This window comes from Halomonas sp. B23F22_3 (assembly GCF_043496965.1).
In the GTDB taxonomy this organism is placed as follows: Bacteria; Pseudomonadota; Gammaproteobacteria; order Pseudomonadales; family Halomonadaceae; genus Halomonas.
Window position 1 is genome coordinate 541,811 of the sequence record NZ_JBIEKG010000003.1, and the last position, 21,434, is coordinate 563,244.

Sequence of the window (21,434 nt, forward strand, 5' to 3'; positions counted from 1 at the left end):
TCGGTGGGGCGCTAGATCAGCAGCATGTGGCCGACGAGGCCCAGCGCGAAGCCCAGCACCGCGCCCAGGGGCGGTCCCCAGTGGTAGTCGAGCTTGGCCTGGGGGGCGAGGTCCTGGAATACCGAATAGAGGATGCCGCCGGCGGCGAACAGCATGATCACCGCCACCGCCGTGGGATAGGGCGCCAGCCACAGGAAGCCGCTCAACCCGGCGAGCGGCCCTAGCCAGGCCATGGCGAAGAACAGCCCGATCAGCCGGCGGCTCGTGTAGGGGGTGGTGCTGCGCAGCTCGTGGTAGGCGTTGAAGCCCTCGGGCAGATTCTGCAGCGCCATCAGGCCGGCGAGCAGCAGGCTGCCGCTGCTGCCGTGGGCGAAGGCCGCGCCCAGGGCCAGGGCCTCGGGCACGAAGTCCGCGAGCATGGCCGCGAGCTGGCTGGCCGAGGTGCCGCTGCGATTGAGGGCGATATCCAGCGCCATGAAGGCCAGCCCGCCGGCCACGAAACAGCCCGTGGCGGTGGCGATGCCGAGGGCCGGCAGGCTGTCCGGGACCAGCACCAGCGCCACCGCGGAGAGCAGGGCGCCGCCGCCGAAGGCGATGATGCCGTGGCGCAGCTCGTTCTCGAGCCAGTCGATCGGGATGCACTCCACCCGCGCCAGCCAGGCGCCCATCGGCATCGCCATGCCGGCCATCAGCGTGAGGACGATCACCGTCTGCCAGGCGTCCATGCGTCGTCTCCTCTCTCCATCGGGGCGTGCCGACTCCCCCGGCGGTCGCCTCGATCTCGTCCGGGGGGGCATTCGCGTTCCTTGGGCGGTCGCTTCTGCGCTAGTCTTGCATCATAAAGGGAAACCCATCGGCAACGCAGGAATCGGCGCATGAACAAGGCACTGGCAGTGGTGGCGCTGGGATTGTCGTTGAGCCTGGCGGCTCACGCCCAGCCCATCTACCGCACCACCGACGCCCAGGGCAACGTGGTGTTCACCGACAACCCCGAGGGGGGCGGCGAGGCGGTGACGCTCGACCCGCTTACCGTGGTGCCGAGCCCGGCCGAGACGGCGGGCATGGCGCCCGCCGTGCAGGGCGGACAGGGCGGACAGGGCGAGCCCGACGCGGCCGCCCCGGGGCAGCCGTTCATGCCCTACGATCGCTTCGGCATCCTCTCGCCCGCCCAGGAGGAGACCCTGCCCACCGGCGCGGCCGGCAACGTCCAGGTGACCCTGGGCATCCAGCCCGAGCTGCGCGAGGACCATCGGGTGCGCCTGCTGGTCGACGGGCGGGTCAGCCAATCGGCCATGCATACCGATACCTTCATGCTCAACAACCTCGCGCGCGGGGAGCACGTGCTGCAGGCCGAGCTCCTGGATGACGGCGGGGCGGTCCGCCATCGCACCTCGCCGGTGACCCTCTACGTGCAGCGGGCCAGCGTCAACCTGCCCCGCAACCCCAACAACCCGAGCGGTTAGTTCGCCCCTCGCCGGACGCATCGGCCGCCGTGTCCGGACGGCACCCGTTGGCCCTGTCGCGAGTTCATGCCTCGCGACGACGGACACTTCGATGCCTTCGATCACGCCGACCGGATAAAGGAGGGGGGCGCCTTCGAGGTGCTCGATCGGCTGCGCGGCAAGCCGAGGGAGGAGAGTGGCGATCGCCCGGGCCATCATCGTCCACCCTGGCATCGTCCGCCTCGGCATACCAGGCCCCATTACCCTCCCACCCGGCCCCCCCCGCCCCACTATCCTTCGCCCCCGTATCACCGGCACGCCCCCTAGAAGCTCGCTCGCTTCCCGGGTGATACGCGAATGTAGCGCCCGCTACCGCCCGTGATGCGCCCCGATCGCTCGGCCGGTTGAGGCAGCGAGCGAGGCTCGATGCCCTGGCTGCACGTAAACGGGCGTTCGACGGCCTTATGCACTAAAGTGGTGCGCCAAGATGGGGCGGTCCTGCCCCGGGAAGGCGCTGCCAGCCGCTTCATGAGGTGGCGCGCTTCTTGCAGGTCCTCTCCAGTGCAGGCTCACGGCGCTTCTTCGAAAGGCGCTCATCGGATCGGGCAGGACGGCTTCATGTATCGACGCTTGATGGAACACCTCACCACCGCGGTGCTGCTGCTCGACGGCGAGCTGCGGCTGCGCTGGATGAACCCGGCCGCCGAGGCGCTGCTGGCGATCAGCCTGAGCCGCCTGCAGGGCCAGCCGCTGCCTGCCCTGGTGGAGGGGGAGGAGGATATAGGTGCGCTGCTGGCCAAGGCCCGGGACGAATTCCACCCCTTCACTCAGCGCGAGGCGCGCCTGATCCGGCCCACCGGCGAGCCGCTGACCGTCGACTACACCGTCACCCCCCTCTCCCCGGACGAGCTGCTGCTGGAGATGGAGCCCCGCGACCGGCTGCTGCGGATCTCCCGGGAGGAGGCGCTGCAGACTCGCCAGGAGACCATCAAGGTGCTGGCCCGCGGGCTGGCCCACGAGGTCAAGAACCCCCTGGGGGGCATCCGCGGGGCGGCCCAGCTGCTGGAGCGGGATCTCGCCGACCCCGGTCTGCAGGAGTTCACTCGCATCATCATCGAGGAGGTCGATCGGCTGCGCGACCTCGTCGATTCGATGCTGGGGCCCAACCGGATGATCCGCCACGAGCCGCTCAACATCCACAAGGTGCTCGAGCGGGTCCGCTCGCTGCTGATCGTCGAGCACCCGGCGGTATGGATCGAGCGCGACTACGATCCTAGCCTGCCGGAACTCTCGGGCGACGAGTCGCAGATGATCCAGGCGCTGCTCAACGTGGCGCGCAACGCCGTGGAGGCGATGACCGAGGCCGGCACCGCCTCGCCGCGGCTCACGCTGCGCACCCGCGCCCGGCGTCAGTTCACCCTGGGCGCCGAGCGTCACCGGCTGGTCTGCGAGGTGGCGGTCATCGACAACGGCCCGGGGATCCCCGAGTCGCTGCGCGAGACGCTCTTCTATCCGATGGTCTCCGGTCGCGCCGAGGGCAGCGGCCTGGGGCTCTCGATCGCCCAGTCGATTCTGCACCAGCACCAGGGGCTCATCGAGTGCGATTCGCGCCCCGGCCACACCCAATTCCGATTGCTGATTCCGCTGGAGAAGCACCATGACTGATGCCGCCCGCGTCGTGGTCGTCGACGACGATCGCGCCATTCGCTGGGTGCTGGAGCGAGCCCTGGCCCAGCCCGATCTCGAGGTGGAGACCCATGAGCGCGCCGATCACGCCCTCGAGCGCCTGCTCGAGGATCCGCCCGAGGTGCTGGTCACCGATATCCGCATGCCGGGGCTCGACGGCCTGGACCTGATGGCCCGGGTGCGCGAGGCCCACCCGGAGTTGCCCGTGATCGTGATGACCGCCCACTCGGACCTGGACAGCGCCGTGGCCTCCTACCAGGGCGGTGCCTTCGAGTACCTGCCCAAGCCCTTCGACGTCGACGAGGCGCTGGCCCTGGTGCGCCGGGCGGTGGCCCACGCCCGCGAGCGCAAGCGCCCGGTCAGCGTGCCCGAGGGGCTGGATGCCGAGATCATCGGAGAGGCGCCGGCCATGCAGGAGGTGTTCCGCGCCATCGGCCGGCTCTCCCACTCGCACATCACGGTGCTGATCAACGGCGAGTCGGGCACCGGCAAGGAGCGCGTCGCCCGCGCCCTGCACCAGCACAGCCCGCGCGCCGGCAAGCCCTTCATCGCGCTGAACATGGCGGCGATCCCCAAGGACCTGATCGAGTCGGAGCTGTTCGGCCACGAGAAGGGCGCCTTCACCGGCGCCACGGCCCAGCGCCAGGGGCGCTTCGAGCAGGCCAACGGCGGCACCCTGTTCCTCGACGAGATCGGCGACATGCCCGCCGAGACCCAGACCCGCCTGCTGCGGGTGCTGGCTGACGGCGAGTTCTACCGGGTGGGCGGCCACACCTCGGTGAAGGTGGACGTGCGGATCATCGCCGCCACCCACCAGAACCTCGAGACGCTGGTGGAGGACGGGCGCTTCCGCGAGGACCTGTTCCACCGCCTCAACGTGATCCGCGTGCACCTGCCGACGCTCGCCGAGCGCCGCGAGGACATCCCGCGGCTGGCGCGCCACTTCCTCTCCGAGGCGGCCAAGGAACTCGCCACCGACATCAAGGTGCTCACTCCCGAGGCCGAGGCCCACATCACCCGGCTCTCCTGGCCGGGCAACGTCCGTCAGCTCGAGAACACCTGCCGCTGGCTGACCGTAATGGCCTCAGGTCGAGAGGTGCTGGTCGAGGACCTGCCGCCGGAACTGCGCGAGCCCGGCGCCACCGAGGGCAGCGTCGGCGACTGGCGCGCCGCCTTCCGCGACTGGGCCGACCGCGCGTTGAGCGACGGTCACACCCACCTGCTCGAGGAGGCCGTACCGGACTTCGAGCGCATCCTGATCGAGACCGCGCTCAAGCACACCGGCGGGCGCAAGGGCGAGGCCGCCGAGCTGCTGGGCTGGGGCCGCAACACCCTCACCCGCAAGCTCAAGACCCTGCTGCCGGCGCTGGCGGAGGATTAGCGGCGCGGAGCCGGAGCAGGAGAGCGGCAATATCACCCTGTGGTGAAGGGGTCTTGGAGAAGGGAGCTGTAGGACGAAAGGTGCATTGCTGCTTTTTTATCGGCTGGCGTAGCTTCCATGAGTCGGCATTCATGGAAGAAGGCAGCTCATGTCCACTCCCGATGTACCGCGGCAGGGTATCCATATTACCGAGGTAGGCCTGCGCGACGGCCTTCAGAATGAAGCCGTCGTGCTGTCCACCGATCAGAAGCTGTCTTTGGCGCGAGCCCTGATGGCGGCCGGCGTTCGAGAATTCGAAGCCACCTCCTTCGTGAGCCCGCGAGCGGTGCCGGCGCTAGCCGATGCGGCCGACATGATGGCCGCGCTGCGTCGTGAAATGAGCGGCCTGCATCTCTCGGCACTGGTGCCGAACGTGCGCGGGGCCGAGCGCGCCATGCAGGCGGGGGTGGACTCGGTCGTGCTGTTCGTTTCCGCCTCGGAAAGCCATAACGCCAAGAACGTCAATCGCCGCGTCGCGGAGTCCCTCGCGGGGTTCGAGCAGATCGCTCGGCTACTCGAAGGCACGGGAGTGGCGCTGCGAGGCGCCATCGCGACCGCCTTTGGCTGCCCCTTCGAAGGCAACGTCTCGGTCGATGCCGTGGCCGATATCGCACGTCGTTTTGCCGACCTGGGCGCCACGCATCTGTCCCTTGGTGATACCACCGGCATGGCCACGCCACCGCTGGTGACCGAGCGCGTCACTCGCTTGCGCGACGCCGCGCCCGATCTTCCACTGACGCTGCATTTCCACAACACCCGCGGGATCGGCCTGGCCAACGTCATGCAGGGGCTGGCGCTCGGCGTGGACCGCTACGAGAGCTCCATCGGGGGGCTGGGAGGCTGTCCCTTCGCGCCGGGGGCGTCGGGCAATATCGCGACCGAGGACCTGGCCTATCTGCTGGAGGAGATGGGGCTGGAGACCGGTCTTGATGTGGAGCGGCTGATCGAAGCGGCGGGCCGTGCCAGCGACCTGATGGGACGTCCCCTGCCGGGCCAGGTCTCCAGGGCCGGGGCCCGCCTCGCGCTGAGCGCCTGTGACACGGTGCCCACTGCACGGGGGGAGGCGTGATGGCTGCGACCACTTCCACCGCCCGCTCGATGGGCTCGCTCGAAGGCGTTCGCGTCATCGACCTCACCCGGGTGATCTCCGGCCCCTTCTGTACCCAGATCCTCGGCGATCATGGCGCCGATGTGATCAAGGTCGAGCCGCCCGGCAGGGGCGACGTGGTACGCCATCAGGGCAACATGGTCAATGGCGAGAGCTGGTACTTCGCGCAGTTCAACCGCAACAAGCGCTCGCTCACCCTCGACCTGCGCAGCGACGAGGGCAAGCACATTCTCCATCGACTGCTCGAGGGCGCGGACGTGCTGGTGGAGAACTTCCGGCCCGGCGTGCTGGGCAAGATGGGGCTCGACGACGACGCCCTCCGCGAGCGTTATCCGCATCTGGTGGTGGGGCGCATCAACGGTTTCGGTTCCACCGGGCCCTACCGCGATCGGCCCGCCTACGACTTCATCGCCCAGGCCATGAGCGGCTTAATGGGCGTCAACGGCCCTGCGGACGGCGAGCCGATGCGGGCCGCGCCGCCGATCAGCGACATGGTGGCCAGCCAGAACCTGGCCTTCGGCATCTGCGCGGCCCTGGTGCGCCGCGCCGCGACGGGGCAGGGCGACATCGTCGAGACGGCGCTGACCAACGGCCTGATCGCCATGATGGGGTATCTGGCGGCGGAGTACTTCGCCACCAATCGGGTCCCGGCCCGCACCGGCAACGACCACCCGATGCTCTACCCCTACGGCCTGTTCACCGCCAGTGACGGCGAGGTGGCCATCGCCCCCAGCAACGACACCATGGTGGAGCGCTTCCTCGGCGCGCTGGACCTGCTGCACCTGCTCGACGACGAGCGCTTCCTCGATAACCGTCGGCGCATGGCCAACCGCGAGGCGCTGCGCGAGCTGCTCAACGCCATCATCGTGACGCGCCAGGTCGACGAGTGGATCGAGCACTTCAATCGCGCCGGGGTGCCCTGTGGGCGCGTCCACGACCTGCGCGAGACCTTTGCCGACCCCCAGGTGCAGGCACAGGAGATGCGCCTGGAGCTGACCCAGGCCTCGGGCCGGGTGCCGGTCACCGGCTTTCCGGTGAAGATGCGTGAGGCGCCGGCCATGCTCTACCACCCGGTGCCACGGCTGGGCGAGCATACCGATGAGCTGCTGGCCGAGCTGGGTGTCGAGGGCGATGAGCTGGCGGCGCTTCGGGCGCACCGGGTGATCTGAACGACGTCCGTTCGCCGCCGTGCGGCGGGCGGAGCCGTGCGGCGAGCACCATGCGCGCGCCGCGACAGCGGGAACCACTGCCGCTTTACCGCAGTTTCAACGTGCGGTTCCAACAACAAGACGATATCAGCAGGAGACACGCCATGCCGTCACTCACCCGAGGGGCCCTCAGCCTTGCCACCGCCACCCTGATGGGGGCCGGACTCGCCGTCAGCGCTCCGGCTCAGGCGCTGCCGATCAGCGAATGCATCGCCCCGGCCGATCCCGGTGGCGGCTGGGACTTCACCTGCCGCTCGGTCGGCAAGCTGCTGTTGGAGCTCGAGCTGGTGGACAGCCCGGTGCAGGTCACGAACATGCCGGGCGGGGTGGGGGCGGTGGCCTTTGCCAATGTCGAGAGCAGTCGTGCCGACGACAGCGATCTTATCGTCGCCACCAGCACCGTCGGGGTGACCCAGATCGCCCAGGGCAAGTATCCCGGCGGCGCCGATACCATGCGCTGGCTGGCCATGCTGGGCACCGACGTGGGGGTCATCCTGGTGGATGACGAGAGCGAATTCGAGAGCCTCGAGCAGTTGATGACTACCGTGGTCGATGACCCTGGGGCGCTGGCCGTCGCCGGCTCCAGCGGCGCCGGTGGCTGGGACCATATCCGTATGCTGATGCTGGCCCGGGAGGCGGGCATGCCGGACGACCAGATCGGCAGCCTGCGCTGGGTGCAGTTCGACGGCGGCGGCCCGGCCGTGACCCAGATGATGGGCGGCCATGTCGACGTGGTCTCCACCGACCTGGGCGAGATCGCCGGCTTCATCGAGTCCGGCGACGTGCGCGTGCTGGCGGTGCTCTCCGAGGAACCGCTGCCCGCGCCCTTCGACGATCTGCCCACCGCCACTGGCCAGGGCTATGACGTGGCCGGCTACAACTGGCGCGGTTTCTACACCGGCGGCGAGGTCTCGGATGAGGACTACGCCGCCATGGTGGACGACCTCAAGGCACTCTACGACAGCGACGAGTGGAAGGGCGTGGCCGAGCAGAACGGCCTGGTGCCGCTGTGGCGCGGCGGCGAGGAATTCAGCGCCTTCGTGCTGGACTCCATCGATGAGGTGGAGAGCATCTCGCGTGAGATCGGGGTCATCGAGTGAGTGAGCGCGCTGGCGCGCTCGGCGATCGCCTCGCCGGTGCGGTATTGCTGGTGGTGGCGGTCGTCGCCTGGTGGCTCTCCCATGACTTCACCAGCGGTTTCGGCCAGACGGTGGGGCCGGGCGCCTTCCCGCGCCTGGTCAGCGTGCCCCTGGGGCTGCTGTCGCTCTACCTGATCCTGCGACCGGGAATGAATCAGCGCTGGCCCGGCCGGGCGGCGCTGATACGCCAGCTCTGCCTGCTGGTGCTGCTGATGGTCTATGCGGGACTGATCCAGCCGCTGGGCTTTCTGCCCACCGCCCTGCTGACGGTGACCCTGATGATTCGGCTGTTCGGTGCCACCTGGCGGCAGGCGCTGCCGTTCGGGCTGTTGCTGACCCTGGGGCTCTACCTCCTCTTCGAATTCGCCCTCGGCATGCCGCTGCCCGACATGCCCGACCTCGACGGGTAACGCCGCCATGGAACTCCTTGCCTTTCTCGCCCAGGGCTTCGCCGTGGCGCTGGAGCCGCAGCACCTCTTTCTGGCCCTGGTGGGCTGCGCCCTGGGCACGCTGATCGGGGCGCTGCCGGGGCTGGGGCCGGTCAACGGGGTAGCGCTGATGATCCCGCTGACCTTCAACTTCAGCCTCTCGGCCACCGCCGCGCTGATCCTGCTGGTCAGCATCTACTACGGCTGCATGTACGGCGGCCGGATCAGCTCCATCCTGCTCAACATCCCCGGCGACGAGCCGGCGATGATGACCACCCTGGACGGCTTCCCCATGGCCCAGCAGGGCCGCGGCGGCGAGGCGCTGGGGCTGACCGGTGTCGCCTCCTTCGTCGGCGCCCTGGTGGCGACGATCGGGCTGGTGCTGTTCGCCCCGCTGCTGGTGAAGGTCGCCATTCGCTTCGGCCCTGCCGAGTACTTCGCGCTGTTCGTGCTGGCCTTCGCCACCATCGGCGGGGTGACCGGCGGGCATCTGGCCAAGAGCTTCCTGGCCGCCTGCCTGGGTCTGCTGCTCGGGACCGTGGGTATCGACGCGGTCAGCAGCGTGCCCCGCTACACCTTCGGCTGGTACGAGCTCTACGACGGCATCGACTTCATCGTGGCGCTGGTGGGGCTGTTCGCCATCTCGGAGTGCCTGGTCTTTCTGGAGGACTCGCATCAGGGACGCAGGCCGACCATGACGCTGGGCTCTGCGATGCCGGGCGTACGCACGGCCTGGCGCTGCCGCGGCAGCATCGGACGCAGCTCGGTGCTGGGGTTCATCGCCGGCGTGCTGCCCGGGGCGGGCGCGGCGCTGGGCAGCTTCCTCTCCTACACCCTGGAGCGACGCTGGCAGGGCGCACGCGGCGATTTCGGCCACGGCGACCCGCATGGGGTGGCGGCACCTGAGGCGGGCAACAACGCCGCCGCCGGGGGGGCGCTGATCCCCATGCTGTCGCTGGGCATTCCCGGCAGCGGCACCACGGCCATCCTGCTGGCGCTGCTGCTGTCGATGAACATCACCCCGGGCCCGCTGCTGTTCGAGAACCAGCCCGAGCTGGTGTGGGGCCTGGTGGCGGCGCTGTTCATCGGCAACCTGATGCTGCTGGCGCTCAACATTCCGCTGGTGGGGCTGTTCGCACGGGTGCTGAGGGCGCCGGGCTGGTTCCTGATGCCGATGGTGGTCATGGTCGCCTTCGTCGGGGTCTACTCGCTCGGCAACAGCGCCTTCGATCTCTATCTGATGCTGGCCTTCGGCGTGCTGGGCTACGGGCTGCGCAAGCTGGAGATCCCCACGGTGCCGGTGGTGCTGGGGCTGCTGCTGGGTGGCCAGATGGAGTACAACCTGCGCCGCGCCATGTCGATCTCCGGGGGCGACTGGAGCATCATCTGGAACAGCGGCATCTCGGTGGGCATCTACCTGTTTGCCATCGCCCTGCTGGTGGGCGGGCTCTTGTTCCACTGGCTGATGAAGCGGCGGATGTAAATCCGCGGCAGTGGCGAAGGCGCGCCGCGAGACGCTCCTTTCTCCTGACACTGCTCCCTGAGGCTCCAACGACAAGGGGCGCCGGCATGCCGGCGCCCCTTGTCATGTCGGGCGTCGCTCGGCGATGAGCGACGCGCGATCAGCCGCGCGCGAGCGGCCGGGTGCGTTGCTCGAGCCAGGCCAGGGCCCCGCCCTCGAGCTTGGGCGCGAGGCGTTCGCGCACCTCGGCGTGGTAGGCATCGAGCCAGTCGGCCTCGGCGGGGTCGAGCAGCGAAACGTCGATGGGCCGGGTGTCGATGGGGCAGAGCGTCAGCGTCTCGAAGCGCAGGAAGTCGCCGAAGTCGCTCGCCTCGGCGGGGCGGTTGGCGACCAGGTTCTCGATGCGGATGCCCCATTCGCCCGGGCGATACACGCCGGGCTCGATGGAGGTGATCATGCCCGGCTGCATGGCGGTATGCGGCGCCGCCGGCGCCGACCAGGCGATCACCTGGGGCCCCTCGTGGACGTTCAGGAAGTAGCCCACGCCGTGGCCCGTGCCGTGGCCGTAGTCGCGGCCGCTGACCCACAGCGGCGCCCGGGCGATGGCGTCCAGGTGCGGCGAGGGAATGCCCCGGGGGAAGTGGGCCCGGGAGAGCGCGATGGTGCCCTTGAGTACCCGGGTGTAGTCCTCGCGCTGAAGCTCGGAGATCTCGCCCACCGGCACCACCCGGGTGATGTCGGTGGTGCCGCCGTGGTACTGGCCGCCGGAGTCGATCAGCAGCAGGCCGTCGCCCGCGATGGTGGCGTGGGCCGCCGGCGTGGCGTGATAGTGGGGCAGCGCGCCGTTGGCGTTGAAGGCGGCGATGGTGGAGAAGCTGCGGCTGACGAAGCCGGGACGCCGGGCGCGGGCGGCGGTCAGCTTCTCGTCGACGGTCAACTCGGTGATCGTCTCGCCGCGCGCCAGGGCCGCCTCGAGCCAGGCGAAGAACTCGCACAGCGCGGCGCCGTCCTCGGCCATGGCCTCGCGCACGTGGGCGAGGTCGGCGTCGCTCTTGCGGCTCTTGGCCAGGGTGCTCGGCTGGCTGGCCTCCACCAGGGTCACGCCCGCAGGCAGCGCCTGGCGGGTGCCCAGGGTCAGCTTGGCCGGGTCGAGCAGCACGCGAGCCTCGGGAGGCAGCTCGTTGAGGCATGGCGGCCAGTCGGCGTAGTCCGCCAACGCGATGCCGTCGGCGGCGAGCGCCGCGCTCAGGGCCTCGTCCAGCTTGCCCGGGGCGACGAACAGCGTGGCCGTCTCGGTGCCCACCAGCAGGTGCGCCAGGAACACCGGGTTGAAGGCGACGTCGTCACCGCGCAGCTGGGTCAGCCAGGCGATGTCGTCCAGGGTCGAGATCGGGTGCCACTCGGTGCCGTGCTCGGCCATGGCCGCGCGCACCCGGGCCAGGCGTTCGGCGCGGCTTTCGTCGAGGTACTCGGCCGGATGGGCGTAGAGCGGCGCCTTGGGCAGCGCCGGGCGGTCGGGCCAGACGGTGTCGAGCAGGTCCCGATCGCCGCGCAGGCGGATGCCCTTGGGGGTCAGCGCCTCCTCGAGCCGCCGCGCGTTGGCGAGCGTCACCACGTCGGCGTCGAAGCCCAGGGTCGCGCCCTCGTCGAGTCGCTCGGCCAGCCAGCGCATGGGCGCGTCGGCCTGGCCGGGCTGGAGCTTCATCAGGTCGATGCCGCTGCCCGCCAGCTGCTCCTCGGCCTGCACCCAGTAGCGGCTGTCGACCCAGACGCCGGCGGCGTCGTGGGTCACCACCAGGGTGCCCACCGAGCCGTCGAAGCCGGAGAGCCAGGCGCGGCCGGCCCAGTGCTCGGGCAGGTACTCGGAGTTGTGGGGGTCGGAAGAGGGCAGCCACCAGGCGTCGATGGCGTGCTCGCGCATGGCGTCGCGCAGGGCGGCGAGACGCGCCGCGGGGGTCGAGGGGGCGTGGCTCATGTCAGGCTCCGGTGGTGGATGAGGAGGGGGTGGCGGCGGCGGAGTCGCGCTGGCTGCCCTTGAGCATGCGGCCGATCAGCGGCGTCAGCAGCGCCAGGACCAGGGCACAGAGTACCAGTGCCACGGCCGAGCGGCCGAACAGCGCCGGCAGCTCGGCGAGCTTGTCGGCGCTGACGTTGCCGCCGATCAGGCCGGCGACCAGGTTGCCCAGCGCCAGCGAGGTGAACCACAGGCCCATCAGCTGGCCGCGGATGCGCTGGGGCGCCAGGGTGCTCATGGTGGAGAGACCCACCGGGCTCAGGCACATCTCGCCGAGGGTCAGCAGCAGCAGGCTGGCGGTGATCCACAGCGGCGAGACCAGGCCGTCGCCGCTGAGCACCTGGCGCGCGGCGAGCATCATCAGGCCGAAGCCGGCGGCGGCGAACAGCAGGCCCATCACGAACTTGGTGGCGCTGCTCGGCTCCAGGCCGCGGCGGCCCAGCAACGGCCACAGCCAGCCGAACAGCGGGCCGAGCAGGATGATGAAGACGGCGTTGAGCGACTGGAACCAGACCGTGGGGATCTCCCAGCCGAACAGGGCGCGGTCGGTGTAGTCGTTGGCGAAGAGGTTGTAGGAGGTGGGCTGCTGCTCGAAGGAGGCCCAGAAGAAGGCCGAGGCGACGATCAGCAGGAAGGCCACCACCACCCGGGCGCGCTCCCGGGCGTCGAGGCCGGCGAAGGCCATCAGGTAGACGAAGAACCCCAGGGCGCAGACGATGATCACGCTGGTCATGGCCTCGGCGATCGCCACCGGCTCCAGCCGGATCACGCCGACGGCCGCGAGGCCCACCAGGGCGGCGGCGGCAAGCGACAGCCCCGAGACCGCCAGCCCCACGCCGCGGCGCTGGACGGCCGGGGCGTCCCAGCTGGCGTCGCGGCCGCGCTCGGCATCGGCGCGGCGCATGGCGGGAATCGCCCAGAGGCGGAAGATCAGCAGCGCGGCGAGCATGCCCAGGCCGCCGATGCCGAAGCCCCAGTGCCAGCCGCCGCTCTCGATCAAAAGGCCGGTCATCAGCGGGGCCAGCAGGGCGCCGAGGTTGATGCCCATGTAGAAGATCGCGAAGCCGCCGTCGCGGCGCGCATCGCCCTCGTCGTAGAGGCTGCCCACCATCACGGTGATGCAGGTCTTGAACAGCCCCGACCCCAGCACGATCAGCAGCAGGCCGACGAAGAAGGCGGTGGCGCCCCACAGCGCCGAGAGGGCGATGGCCAGGTGGCCCAGGGCGATCAGGATCGAGCCGTACCAGACGGCGCGGCGCTGGCCGAGCCAGTTGTCGGCCAGCCAGCCGCCGGGCAGGGCCGAGAGGTAGATGGCGCCGGCGTAGATGCCGACGATGGCCGCGGCGTCCTCGCGGCTGAAGCCCAGGCCGCCCTCGGCGAGGCCGGCGGCCATGAACAGCACCAGCAGCGGGCGGATGCCGTAGTAGGAGAAGCGCTCCCACATCTCGGTGAAGAACAGCGATCCCAGCGGGCGGGGGTGGCCGAAGAAGCCGTGGTCCTGTCGGGACGTCGCGTCGGGCGCGTCGGAGGGTGAGGTCATGGAGCGTCTGCCCTGTATGCGTGTGTTGGCGTCGCGCGCCGCGTCGATCCGGACAGCGTTAGACAGCGGTGCTGTTTAATGTCGGTTTTGCGTGGTTTTCTTCTGGATGACGCGGCTATGACAGACGATTCTATGGAAATTTGTTAGTCGGCGAAACGATAACGGCGCTGGCGCGAGGCGTTCCGGCACGTCGGCGGCGCGGCGATGGCAATCTCGCGCGTGGCGGTGCCAGAATGGGGCCTCCAAGGAGAGATTGCCCATGACGCAGATGAGCTGGGAGCGGCTGCTCGACCCGGGACGGCTACACGATCGGCGCGGCGCGCGCCCGGGCAACGGGCGCGGCGAGATCGGCCGCAGCCCCTTCCACAAGGATCACGACCGGATCGTCTTCGCCGGCTCCTTCCGTCGCCTGGGGCGCAAGACCCAGGTGCACCCGCTGACCGACAACGATCATATCCACACCCGCCTGACGCACTCGCTGGAGGTGGGCTGCGTGGGCCGCTCGCTGGGCATGATCGTCGGCGAGCGGCTGAGTGAGCGCCTGCCGGCCTGGATCACGCCGGCCGACCTGGGGGTGATCGTCCAGGCGGCGTGCCTCGGCCACGACATCGGCAACCCGCCCTTCGGCCACGCCGGCGAGTACGCGATCCGCGACTGGTTCGCCCGCGCCGAGGTCGACGGCAGCGGCCTGCTCGAGGGGCTCTCGGCCCGCGAACGCGAGGACCTGCTGACCTACGAGGGCAACGCCCAGGGCTTTCGCATCGTCACCCAGGTCGAATACAACCAGTTCCGCGGCGGCATGCGCCTGACCACGGCGACGCTCGGCACCCTGCTCAAGTACCCCTGGACCGTCGAGCACGGCGGGGCGGCCGGCAAGTTCGGCTGCTACCAGAGCGAGCGCGCGCTGCTCGAGGAGGTGGCCGACCGGCTCGGCCTGCTGCCGCGCGGCGAGGGGCGCTGGTGCCGCCACCCGCTGGCCTGGCTGGTCGAGGCGGCCGACGACATCTGCTATGCGCTGCTCGACCTCGAGGACGGCCTGGAGATGGGCATCCTGGGCTTCGACGAGGTGGCCGAGATCCTCACCCAGATCGCCGGCGGCGCGCCGCCGGACTACCCCGAGATGCAGCGCAGCGGCGTCTCCCAGCGTCGGCGCATCGCCGCCCTGCGCGGGGCGGCCATGGAGCGCGCGGTGAGCGACGTCGGCGCGGTCTTCGTCCAGCACGAGGCGGAGCTGCTCGGTGGGCGCCTCCAGGACGACCTGCTGGAGCTCTGCCACCCGGACCTCGGCTGGGGCGTGAAGACGGCCAAGCAGCTGGCACGCAAGCGGATCTTCCAGAACGAGCGCAAGGCCAAGCTGGAGATCGGTGCGTACACGACATTGGGGATTCTTCTTGAGGCCTTTATCGGCGCCGCCCACGAGTTGCACTATCAGGGGCGCTCCACCTTCAAGCATCAGCGGGTGCTGGCGCTGATCGGCGAGAACACCCCGCGCCCCTCCTGGAGCCTCTACGACAGCTACCGACGCATGCTGGATTTCATCGGCGGCATGACCGACCACTACGCGGTGGACCTGGCCCAGGAGATGGGCGGTCGGCTGCGGGGCGACTGAGCATGGGGGCCTGGTATTGCCTGCGGCGGGGGCTGGCAGCGTCGCTGCTGGTCAGCGTCGCGGCGGCTTTTGTCGCGCAGGGGGCGGGCGCGGAGAATGCTCAGGCGTCGGGCGGGGTGGAGGCGCAGGCCTCGGGCGCCGGCGAACGAGCCCCCCTCGAGGCCCTCTCGGCCGAGGGCGTCGAGCACTACACCCTGGCGATGACCTGGCACCCTGGCTTCTGCGCGAGCCGCTCGCGCCCGCCGCGAGAGTGTCGCGAGCCGGCCCTGCGCGAGGGTGCCGATCGCGGCTTCGTGCTGCACGGCCTGTGGCCCTCGCTGCCCGAGCGCTTCGCCGAGCGGGGGATCGATCGGCGCCGCTGGTGGCGGGAGGGGTGCTTTCTCGAGACGCCGCGACCCGACGGCGGCTTCTGTCGAGTCCACCCGCCGCTCGACCTGCCGGCGGCGCTGGAGAGTCGCCTCGAGTCGGCGATGCCGGGCCGGGCCAGCTGCCTGGATCGCTATCAGTATGCCAAGCATGCCGCCTGCCTGGCGCTGCCCGAGACCGTCTACTTCGCGGCCTCGGTGGCGCTGGTCGAGGCCGTCAACGAGAGCGCCTTCGGCGCCTTCGTGACCCTGAATCAGGGCGGCGAGGTGGCACGCAACGCGCTGATCGATGCCTTCGAGGCGGCCTTCGGCGAGCAGACCGGGCGAGCGCTGCGGCTGACCTGCGGGGGGCGGGGCAACCGCCTGCTCACCGAGGTGCGCATCGGCATCGCCGCAGAGCGGCTGGAGGACTTCCCGGCGGCCGAGAGCCTGGTGCGCCAGCCGCGCGGGCGCTGCGCGTCGCGGGTGCGCCTCGCCAGTTTCGACTGACGAGGCGGCCGTCGGTGAATCGGCGGGGGCGCTCGGGGTCAGGCCGCGGGCGGCGGGCTCGCCAGGCTGGCGCGCTGGCGCAGGGCGACGATGGCGGCGTCGTGCAGGGCCGTGTCGAGCTCGGCCTGCGGGCTCTCGCTGAGGCGTCGCGCCAGGTCCTCGCCGTTGACCACCAGCAGGTCATCCATCGCGCCCTCCACCTCGACCCGCCAGCCGGGCAGGGCCAGCACGCCCTTGACCGGCACCGCCTCGCCCACCTGGCGCTGAAGCCAGGTCGAAAGCCATTTCGCCGCCTCGCGGGTCTTGTGCATCGGCACCCGCTCGCTCCAGCCGGGGAAGCGCAGCCGCTCGGCCTCGACGACGACGCGGTTGTCCTCCTGGCCGCGGGGGGTGAGCGCCGGCGGGCGGGCGCGGGTCTCGACCACGAAGATGCCGTGGGGGGTGACCGCCACGTGATCGAGGGACCGGCCGTCGCCCGGCACGTCGTGGAACACGAAGAAGGGGTGCCCCTCGGGGCGGATCAGCCGCTCGAGCTCCTGGCCCACGGCGAGCTCGCAGGCGAGTCCCAGCTTGAGCCGCCGGATGCGCTGGAAATCGCGGATCAGCAGGAAGCAGAACACCAGCACCAGCAGGGTGCTCAAGGCGCCGTAGAGCGCCCACTCGATCCAGTTCTGCTCGTTGGCGAAGAGCATGCGGCCCATGCCGTAGACCAGCGGTGCCAGCACGACGATGGGGCCCAGGGCGCCGTCGAGGAACAGGCCGGCGAAGGCGCGATCGAGGCGATCGCGCAGGTTCTGGCCGGGCTCCTTCAGCGGGTGGGCGTCGAAGGGCGAGTGCACCCGGGCATCGTGCAGGTTGCGCAGCGCCAGCACGATCACGGCGGTGGCCGCCAGTGGAAACAGGAAGATCAGCGGCAGCAGGTATTCCAGCCAGGCCATCGGGAGTCCTTGCCCTGAGGGAGAGGTTCCATTCTAGACAACCTGCCCCCCGGGGGGCCATGCTCATTCGTCGTGACCGGCGAGGCACGAGACGTGGCCGCGAGGAGGCAGAGGTGAGGCATCGCAGCGTGACAGGCAACGACCCTGACCTGGAGGCCCTGGCGGCCTTCGTCCGCCGGCATCCGCGGCTGGCCGTGCTCACGGGCGCCGGCATCAGCACGGCCAGCGGCATCCCCGACTATCGCGACGACCAGGGCGACTGGAAGCGCCCGCCGCCGATGCAGCACCAGGCGTTCATGGGCAGCCACGCGGCTCGTCAGCGCTACTGGGCACGGGCGCTGATCGGCTTTCGCGCCCTGCAGGAGGCCACGCCCAACGTCGCCCATGCGGCGTTGGCCCGGCTCGAGGCCCTGGGCCACGTGAACGGCGTGATCACCCAGAACGTCGATGGCCTGCACCAGCGGGCCGGCTCGCGGCGGGTGATCGACCTGCATGGCCGGGCCGATCGGGTGCGCTGCATGGGCTGCGGCGCCCGGCGCATGCGCCACGACCTGCACGCCGAGCTGGCCGAGCGCAATCCCCACTGGCGGGAGGTCGGTGCCCGGGCGGGCCCCGACGGCGACGCCGATCTCGAGGCCGACTTCGCCGATTTCCGGGTGCCCGGCTGCACGCGCTGCGGCGACGGCATCTACAAGCCCGACGTGGTGTTCTTCGGTGACAGCGTGCCGCGCGCCACCGTGGAGGCCGCCTTCGCCCTGCTCGACGAGAGCGACGCCCTGCTGGTGGTGGGCTCGTCGCTGATGGTCTTCTCCGGGTTCCGCTTCGCCCGGGCCGCGGCCAAGGCGGCGCGCCCCATTGCCTGCCTCAACCTGGGCCGGACCCGCGCCGACGACCTCTACGCCCTCAAGGTCGAGGCCTCCGCCGACGCCCTGGCGGGGCTCTGCGAGGCGCTGGACGACGGCCCGGGCGCCTCGCTCACCCGCCGGCCAGCTTGACCCGGTAGCCGCGCTGCTCGAGCTCGGCCTTGAGCACCTCGCGCTGGTCGCCCTGGATCTCGATCACCCCCTCCTTGACGGCGCCGCCGGTGCCGCAGCGCTTCTTGAGCGCCTTGGCCAGGGTCTTGAGCTCGTCGGCCTTGAGGGGTACGCCCTCGACGAGGGTCACCCCCTTGCCCTTGCGCCCCTTGGTCTCGCGGCGCAGCCGCACGATCCCGTCGAGGCCTGCCAGGCGGTCTTCCTCGGCGGCCTCGGCGCAGGCGCACTCGGCCAGGGGGCGGCGGCACTCCGGGCAGGTATCGCCGTGTTCGGTGGAATAGACCAGCCCGCCGAGCTGCTCCTTCAGGGATGCCATGGGGCCTCCTCGCGCTGTCGTATGTCGCTGCGATGATAGCCATACCGGCGGCGGGCTGCATCCACCAGGCTAGCCACCTCCGCCGGCGAGGCATGAAGCGCGCCAGGCTTGGATGACCGGTGTGGACAGGGGAGGGGAAATCGTCGATGTGGATCGACGTCGTGACGGGCGTGGCGTGGCGATCAGGCGTGGGCGGCCAGGGCGCGGCTCGTTTCCAGGTGGGCGATGACCGTGGGCAGCTGGAACATGTTGCTGATCATGATCGCCCCGTCGGGGGTCTGCTCGACGTCGGGGAAGCGGTTGAGGTGGATTACCGTCATGCCGGCGGCCAGGGCGCCCCTGACGCCGACCAGCGCATCGTCGATGACCACGCACTCTTCCGCGGCGAAGCCCATCCGGCTCGCGGCATGGTGGAAGAGGCAGGGGTCGGGCTTCCAGCACTGGGCGGTATAGGCGCTGAACAGGCGATCGCCGAACACCGCGGCGAGGCCGGTGGCGTCGAGCGAGGTGCGGATCTTGTTCTCCGGACCGTTGGAGACCACGCCCATGGGGTGATGGGTCAGCACGGCCAGCGCCTCGGCGGCGCCGTCGATGGCGATCAGCTCGCTGGCCAGGCGCCGGTTGAGGTTGGCGCGCATGCGGGCCTCGAGGGCGTCGAGCCGCTCGGGGTCGACGCTGCCGTAGCGCTGCTCCAGCGCGGCGACGATGCGGCGAAAGCGGGCGCCACGAAACTCTCCCATGTAGTCGCTGGTGCGAAACGGCAGGCCGGCCTCGGTGAGGCTCGAGGACATCTCGTCGGCGAGCAGCGGTTCGCTGTCGACCAGGGTGCCGTCGCAATCGAAGAGCAGGCAGAGGGGGCGTGCCATCACCGGGCCTCGTGTGGAACCATAAAGTTATAACATCATTGTTACAGATATCATGATGTGCTGCCCATTAGTAAAGCCCAGTTTCCGCATTTTGTGAACACTGTTCTCGAATTTCGCAGGCCGGCCGCTGGTGGTCGCGGTATATGAGCAGTCGTGCCTATACTGACGGCGCGTCCCGGCCAGGAGCAGGCTCATGAACCTCGAACGCGTCGTCTTCGGTTTCTTCATCATCCTCACCCTGAGCCTCAATGCCGCCTTCGTGGCGGGGGGCGTCGAGACGGCCGCCCACCACAATGTCTGGATCCTCACCTTCACCATCATCGTCAACCTGGTCGCCATCGGCCTGAAGCTGGGGGATCGCTCCCAGACCGGGGCCTTGCTGCTGGCCTCCGGCCTGGTGGCCGGCCTGCTGCTGATCACGGCGCGCATCGTCTGGATCGTCGCGGACCCCGAGGGCGGGAGCGGGCCGGGACCGGGCGAGATGGCCGATATCGTCTCGATCGCCATGGGGGCGCTGGTCGCGAACGTCATCGCCACGGTGATCCTGGTCGGCGATACGCTGCTCTCGCGGCGCTGACACGTCGCGGACAGGCACAGAAAGGATCGCGCCCATGACGCCGACCTCCGATCTCGACCGCGTGGCGATGATCGTGCTGCGCTACATGCGCCGGCCGCTGTTCGTGCTGCTGTTCGTCTATTCGGTGGGCATCATGGGCATGGCCCTGATGCCGGGCCGGGTCGTCGAGGGCGAGACGACCCACATGAATCTCTTCCATGCCTTCTATTTTTTCACCTACACGGCGACCACGACCGGGTTCGGCGAGCTGCCCAACGGGTTCAGCGAGGAGCAGCGCCTGTGGACGATCTTCTGCCTCTATACCGGCGTCATCGCGTGGTTCTATGCAATCGGCTCGCTGATCAAGCTGGTGCAGAACCCCCACTTCATCCAGGCCATGGACGGCTTCCGGTTCGCCCGCAAGGTCAAGGGCAACGCGGAGCCCTTCGTCATCCTCTGCGGGTTCGGTGATGCCGGCAGCCTGTTGGCCCGGGGCCTGAGCGATCACCGCATGCGGGCGGTGATCCTCGATGCCGACCCGGAGCGGATCAAGGCCCTGGGCGTGCGCGACTACACGGTGCCGATGCCGGGCCTCCACGCCGATGCTAGCGCGCCGAAGCACCTGCTGGCCGCGGGGGTGGAACACCCGGCCTGCCGGGCCCTGGTCGCGCTGACCAACGACGACGACGTCAACCTCAAGATCGCGGTGATGGCCCGCCACCTCAACCCGCGGCTGCGGGTCATCTGTCGCTCGACGTCGGCGCGCCACGAGGCCAACCTGCGCTCGCTGGACAACGTCACGGTCGTCGATCCGTTCGAGATCTTCGCCCAGCTCGTCTCCCGGGCGATCGCGCGCTCCGAACTGCACAACCTCAATGCGTGGTTCGTGGGGACGCGCGGGGTCGAGCTCGGGGTGCCGGTTCGGGTGCCGCGGGGCAACTGGATCCTGTGCGGGTACGGACGGATGGGGCGCTGGATCCATCGCCATCTCCAGGACCACGGCCTCGACGTGCGGATCATCGATCCGGAGGTGGACGAAAGCCAGGTCGACGAGGGCACACTCATCGTCCGGGAGCACGCCGATCATGCGGCCCTGACGACCGCGGCGATCGAGGACGTCGCCGGGGTCATCGCCGCGACGAACCGCGACGCCGATAACCTCAGTACGCTGCTGTCGGTCACCGAGCTCAATCCCCAGGCGTTTCGCATCGTGCGCCAGAACAGCCACGAGAATCAGGTGGCGTTCGATGCCGCCCGGGCCGATCTCGTCCTCCAGCACAGCCTGACCACGGCGCGCCGGATCCTGAAGCTGCTGATCTCGCCCCTGGTCCAGGAGCTGATCGACTGGCTCGCAGAGCGCGACCCGGCCGAGACGCAGGCCCTGGTGGCGCGTCTCAAGGCGGCCGTGGGGGATCAGCCGCCTCACCTCTGGTCGATCCGGCTGGTCCCCGGCGACGCGCCGGCGGTGACCGACCACCTGATGGCCGGTGAGCACCTGGCCCTGGGGGCACTGTGCGTCGATCCGGGCGCGTTCCCGGCACGGCTGCCCTGCGAGGCACTCGCCGTGCATCGGGAAGGGGCGTCGATCATGCTGCCGGACGCCGAGTTGGCGCTTGGTGCCGGCGACGAGGTCCTCTTCTGCGGCACTCCCAGGTCGGAGTCGATGCTCCGGGCGACCCTCCACAACCCCTACACGCTTCGCTACGTCGTCACCGGCGTCGATGCGCCGCGCGGCTATCTCTTCGCCTGGCTCGACGCGCGCCGCCGGCGTCGCGGCGCTCCCTCCTAGTGCGGTCGTCGGCCCCGCCATGAAC

At 70.0% G+C, this 21,434-nt stretch carries 19 protein-coding genes; 13 read left to right on the forward strand and 6 right to left on the reverse strand.

Annotated features, from left to right (window positions below; genetic code table 11):
• Positions 1-11: 11 nt before the first annotated feature.
• Positions 12-725, reverse strand: a complete 714-nt coding sequence (locus ACGTNG_RS08915) for a ZIP family metal transporter (RefSeq protein ID WP_394576660.1) — start codon at positions 723-725, stop codon at positions 12-14.
• A 150-nt stretch (positions 726-875) separates the two neighbouring features.
• Here ACGTNG_RS08915 and ACGTNG_RS08920 point away from each other — a divergent pair, with 150 nt between their 5' ends.
• The 8 genes from ACGTNG_RS08920 (at position 876) to ACGTNG_RS08955 (ending at position 9,914) form a co-directional block, all read left to right on the forward strand.
• Entirely contained in the window at positions 876-1,463 is a 588-nt protein-coding gene (locus ACGTNG_RS08920; RefSeq protein WP_394576661.1) for a DUF4124 domain-containing protein, read from the forward strand.
• Between the two features lie 597 nt (positions 1,464-2,060).
• Entirely contained in the window at positions 2,061-3,107 is a 1,047-nt protein-coding gene (gene glnL / locus ACGTNG_RS08925; RefSeq protein WP_394576662.1) for a nitrogen regulation protein NR(II), read from the forward strand.
• Positions 3,100-4,509: a nitrogen regulation protein NR(I) gene (glnG, locus tag ACGTNG_RS08930; RefSeq protein ID WP_394576663.1), complete on the forward strand. Its 1,410-nt coding sequence runs from the start codon at positions 3,100-3,102 to the stop codon at positions 4,507-4,509. The genes glnL and glnG overlap by 8 nt, the downstream gene beginning before the upstream one ends.
• 148 nt (positions 4,510-4,657) lie before the next feature.
• Positions 4,658-5,617, forward strand: a complete 960-nt coding sequence (locus tag ACGTNG_RS08935; RefSeq protein ID WP_394576664.1) for a hydroxymethylglutaryl-CoA lyase — start codon at positions 4,658-4,660, stop codon at positions 5,615-5,617.
• Positions 5,617-6,825, forward strand: a complete 1,209-nt coding sequence (locus ACGTNG_RS08940) for a CaiB/BaiF CoA transferase family protein (RefSeq protein WP_394576665.1) — start codon at positions 5,617-5,619, stop codon at positions 6,823-6,825. Before ACGTNG_RS08935 ends, ACGTNG_RS08940 begins: the two co-directional genes overlap by 1 nt.
• A 143-nt stretch (positions 6,826-6,968) precedes the next feature.
• Positions 6,969-7,964, forward strand: coding sequence for a Bug family tripartite tricarboxylate transporter substrate binding protein (locus ACGTNG_RS08945; protein WP_394576666.1), 996 nt, complete (start codon positions 6,969-6,971; stop codon positions 7,962-7,964).
• Positions 7,961-8,413 carry a tripartite tricarboxylate transporter TctB family protein gene (locus ACGTNG_RS08950; protein WP_394576667.1) on the forward strand — a complete coding sequence of 151 codons (453 nt, stop codon included), beginning with the start codon at positions 7,961-7,963 and terminating at the stop codon, positions 8,411-8,413. The genes ACGTNG_RS08945 and ACGTNG_RS08950 overlap by 4 nt, the downstream gene beginning before the upstream one ends.
• Positions 8,414-8,420: 7 nt before the next feature.
• Positions 8,421-9,914: a tripartite tricarboxylate transporter permease gene (locus ACGTNG_RS08955; RefSeq protein ID WP_394576668.1), complete on the forward strand. Its 1,494-nt coding sequence runs from the start codon at positions 8,421-8,423 to the stop codon at positions 9,912-9,914.
• Between the two features lie 139 nt (positions 9,915-10,053).
• Here the strand turns inward: ACGTNG_RS08955 and ACGTNG_RS08960 are convergent, their stop codons facing one another.
• Complete coding sequence (locus ACGTNG_RS08960) at positions 10,054-11,868, reverse strand: aminopeptidase P family protein (protein ID WP_394576669.1); 1,815 nt, start codon at positions 11,866-11,868, stop codon at positions 10,054-10,056.
• Position 11,869: 1 nt separating this feature from the next.
• Positions 11,870-13,447, reverse strand: a complete 1,578-nt coding sequence (locus ACGTNG_RS08965; protein WP_394576670.1) for a peptide MFS transporter — start codon at positions 13,445-13,447, stop codon at positions 11,870-11,872.
• A gap of 259 nt (positions 13,448-13,706) precedes the next feature.
• On the opposite strand from ACGTNG_RS08965, the gene ACGTNG_RS08970 reads away from it, so the two are divergent.
• Positions 13,707-15,056, forward strand: coding sequence for a deoxyguanosinetriphosphate triphosphohydrolase (locus tag ACGTNG_RS08970; protein ID WP_394576671.1), 1,350 nt, complete (start codon positions 13,707-13,709; stop codon positions 15,054-15,056).
• Between the two features lie 2 nt (positions 15,057-15,058).
• A complete protein-coding gene (locus tag ACGTNG_RS08975; RefSeq protein ID WP_394576672.1) occupies positions 15,059-15,910 on the forward strand; it encodes a ribonuclease T2 family protein in 852 nt (283 codons plus the stop codon).
• A gap of 38 nt (positions 15,911-15,948) precedes the next feature.
• On the opposite strand, the gene ACGTNG_RS08980 is transcribed toward ACGTNG_RS08975, so the two are convergent.
• The gene (locus tag ACGTNG_RS08980; RefSeq protein WP_394576673.1) at positions 15,949-16,848 is read right to left on the reverse strand and encodes a nuclease-related domain-containing protein; all 900 of its coding nucleotides are present in this window, start codon (positions 16,846-16,848) and stop codon (positions 15,949-15,951) included.
• A 113-nt stretch (positions 16,849-16,961) separates the two neighbouring features.
• Between ACGTNG_RS08980 and ACGTNG_RS08985 the strand changes: the two genes are divergently transcribed.
• Positions 16,962-17,843, forward strand: a complete 882-nt coding sequence (locus ACGTNG_RS08985; RefSeq protein ID WP_394576674.1) for an NAD-dependent protein deacetylase — start codon at positions 16,962-16,964, stop codon at positions 17,841-17,843.
• On the opposite strand, the gene ACGTNG_RS08990 is transcribed toward ACGTNG_RS08985, so the two are convergent.
• A complete protein-coding gene (locus tag ACGTNG_RS08990; RefSeq protein WP_394576675.1) occupies positions 17,824-18,198 on the reverse strand; it encodes a translation initiation factor Sui1 in 375 nt (124 codons plus the stop codon). The two genes, ACGTNG_RS08985 and ACGTNG_RS08990, sit on opposite strands and share 20 nt — an antisense overlap.
• Before the next feature lie 182 nt (positions 18,199-18,380).
• Positions 18,381-19,064: an HAD family hydrolase gene (locus ACGTNG_RS08995; protein WP_394576676.1), complete on the reverse strand. Its 684-nt coding sequence runs from the start codon at positions 19,062-19,064 to the stop codon at positions 18,381-18,383.
• 193 nt (positions 19,065-19,257) lie between these two features.
• Here ACGTNG_RS08995 and ACGTNG_RS09000 point away from each other — a divergent pair, with 193 nt between their 5' ends.
• Together ACGTNG_RS09000 and ACGTNG_RS09005 are read left to right on the forward strand one after the other, a co-directional pair.
• Positions 19,258-19,641: a DUF6394 family protein gene (locus tag ACGTNG_RS09000; RefSeq protein WP_394576677.1), complete on the forward strand. Its 384-nt coding sequence runs from the start codon at positions 19,258-19,260 to the stop codon at positions 19,639-19,641.
• A gap of 34 nt (positions 19,642-19,675) precedes the next feature.
• A complete protein-coding gene (locus ACGTNG_RS09005) occupies positions 19,676-21,409 on the forward strand; it encodes a potassium channel family protein (protein ID WP_394576678.1) in 1,734 nt (577 codons plus the stop codon).
• Positions 21,410-21,434: the final 25 nt, after the last annotated feature.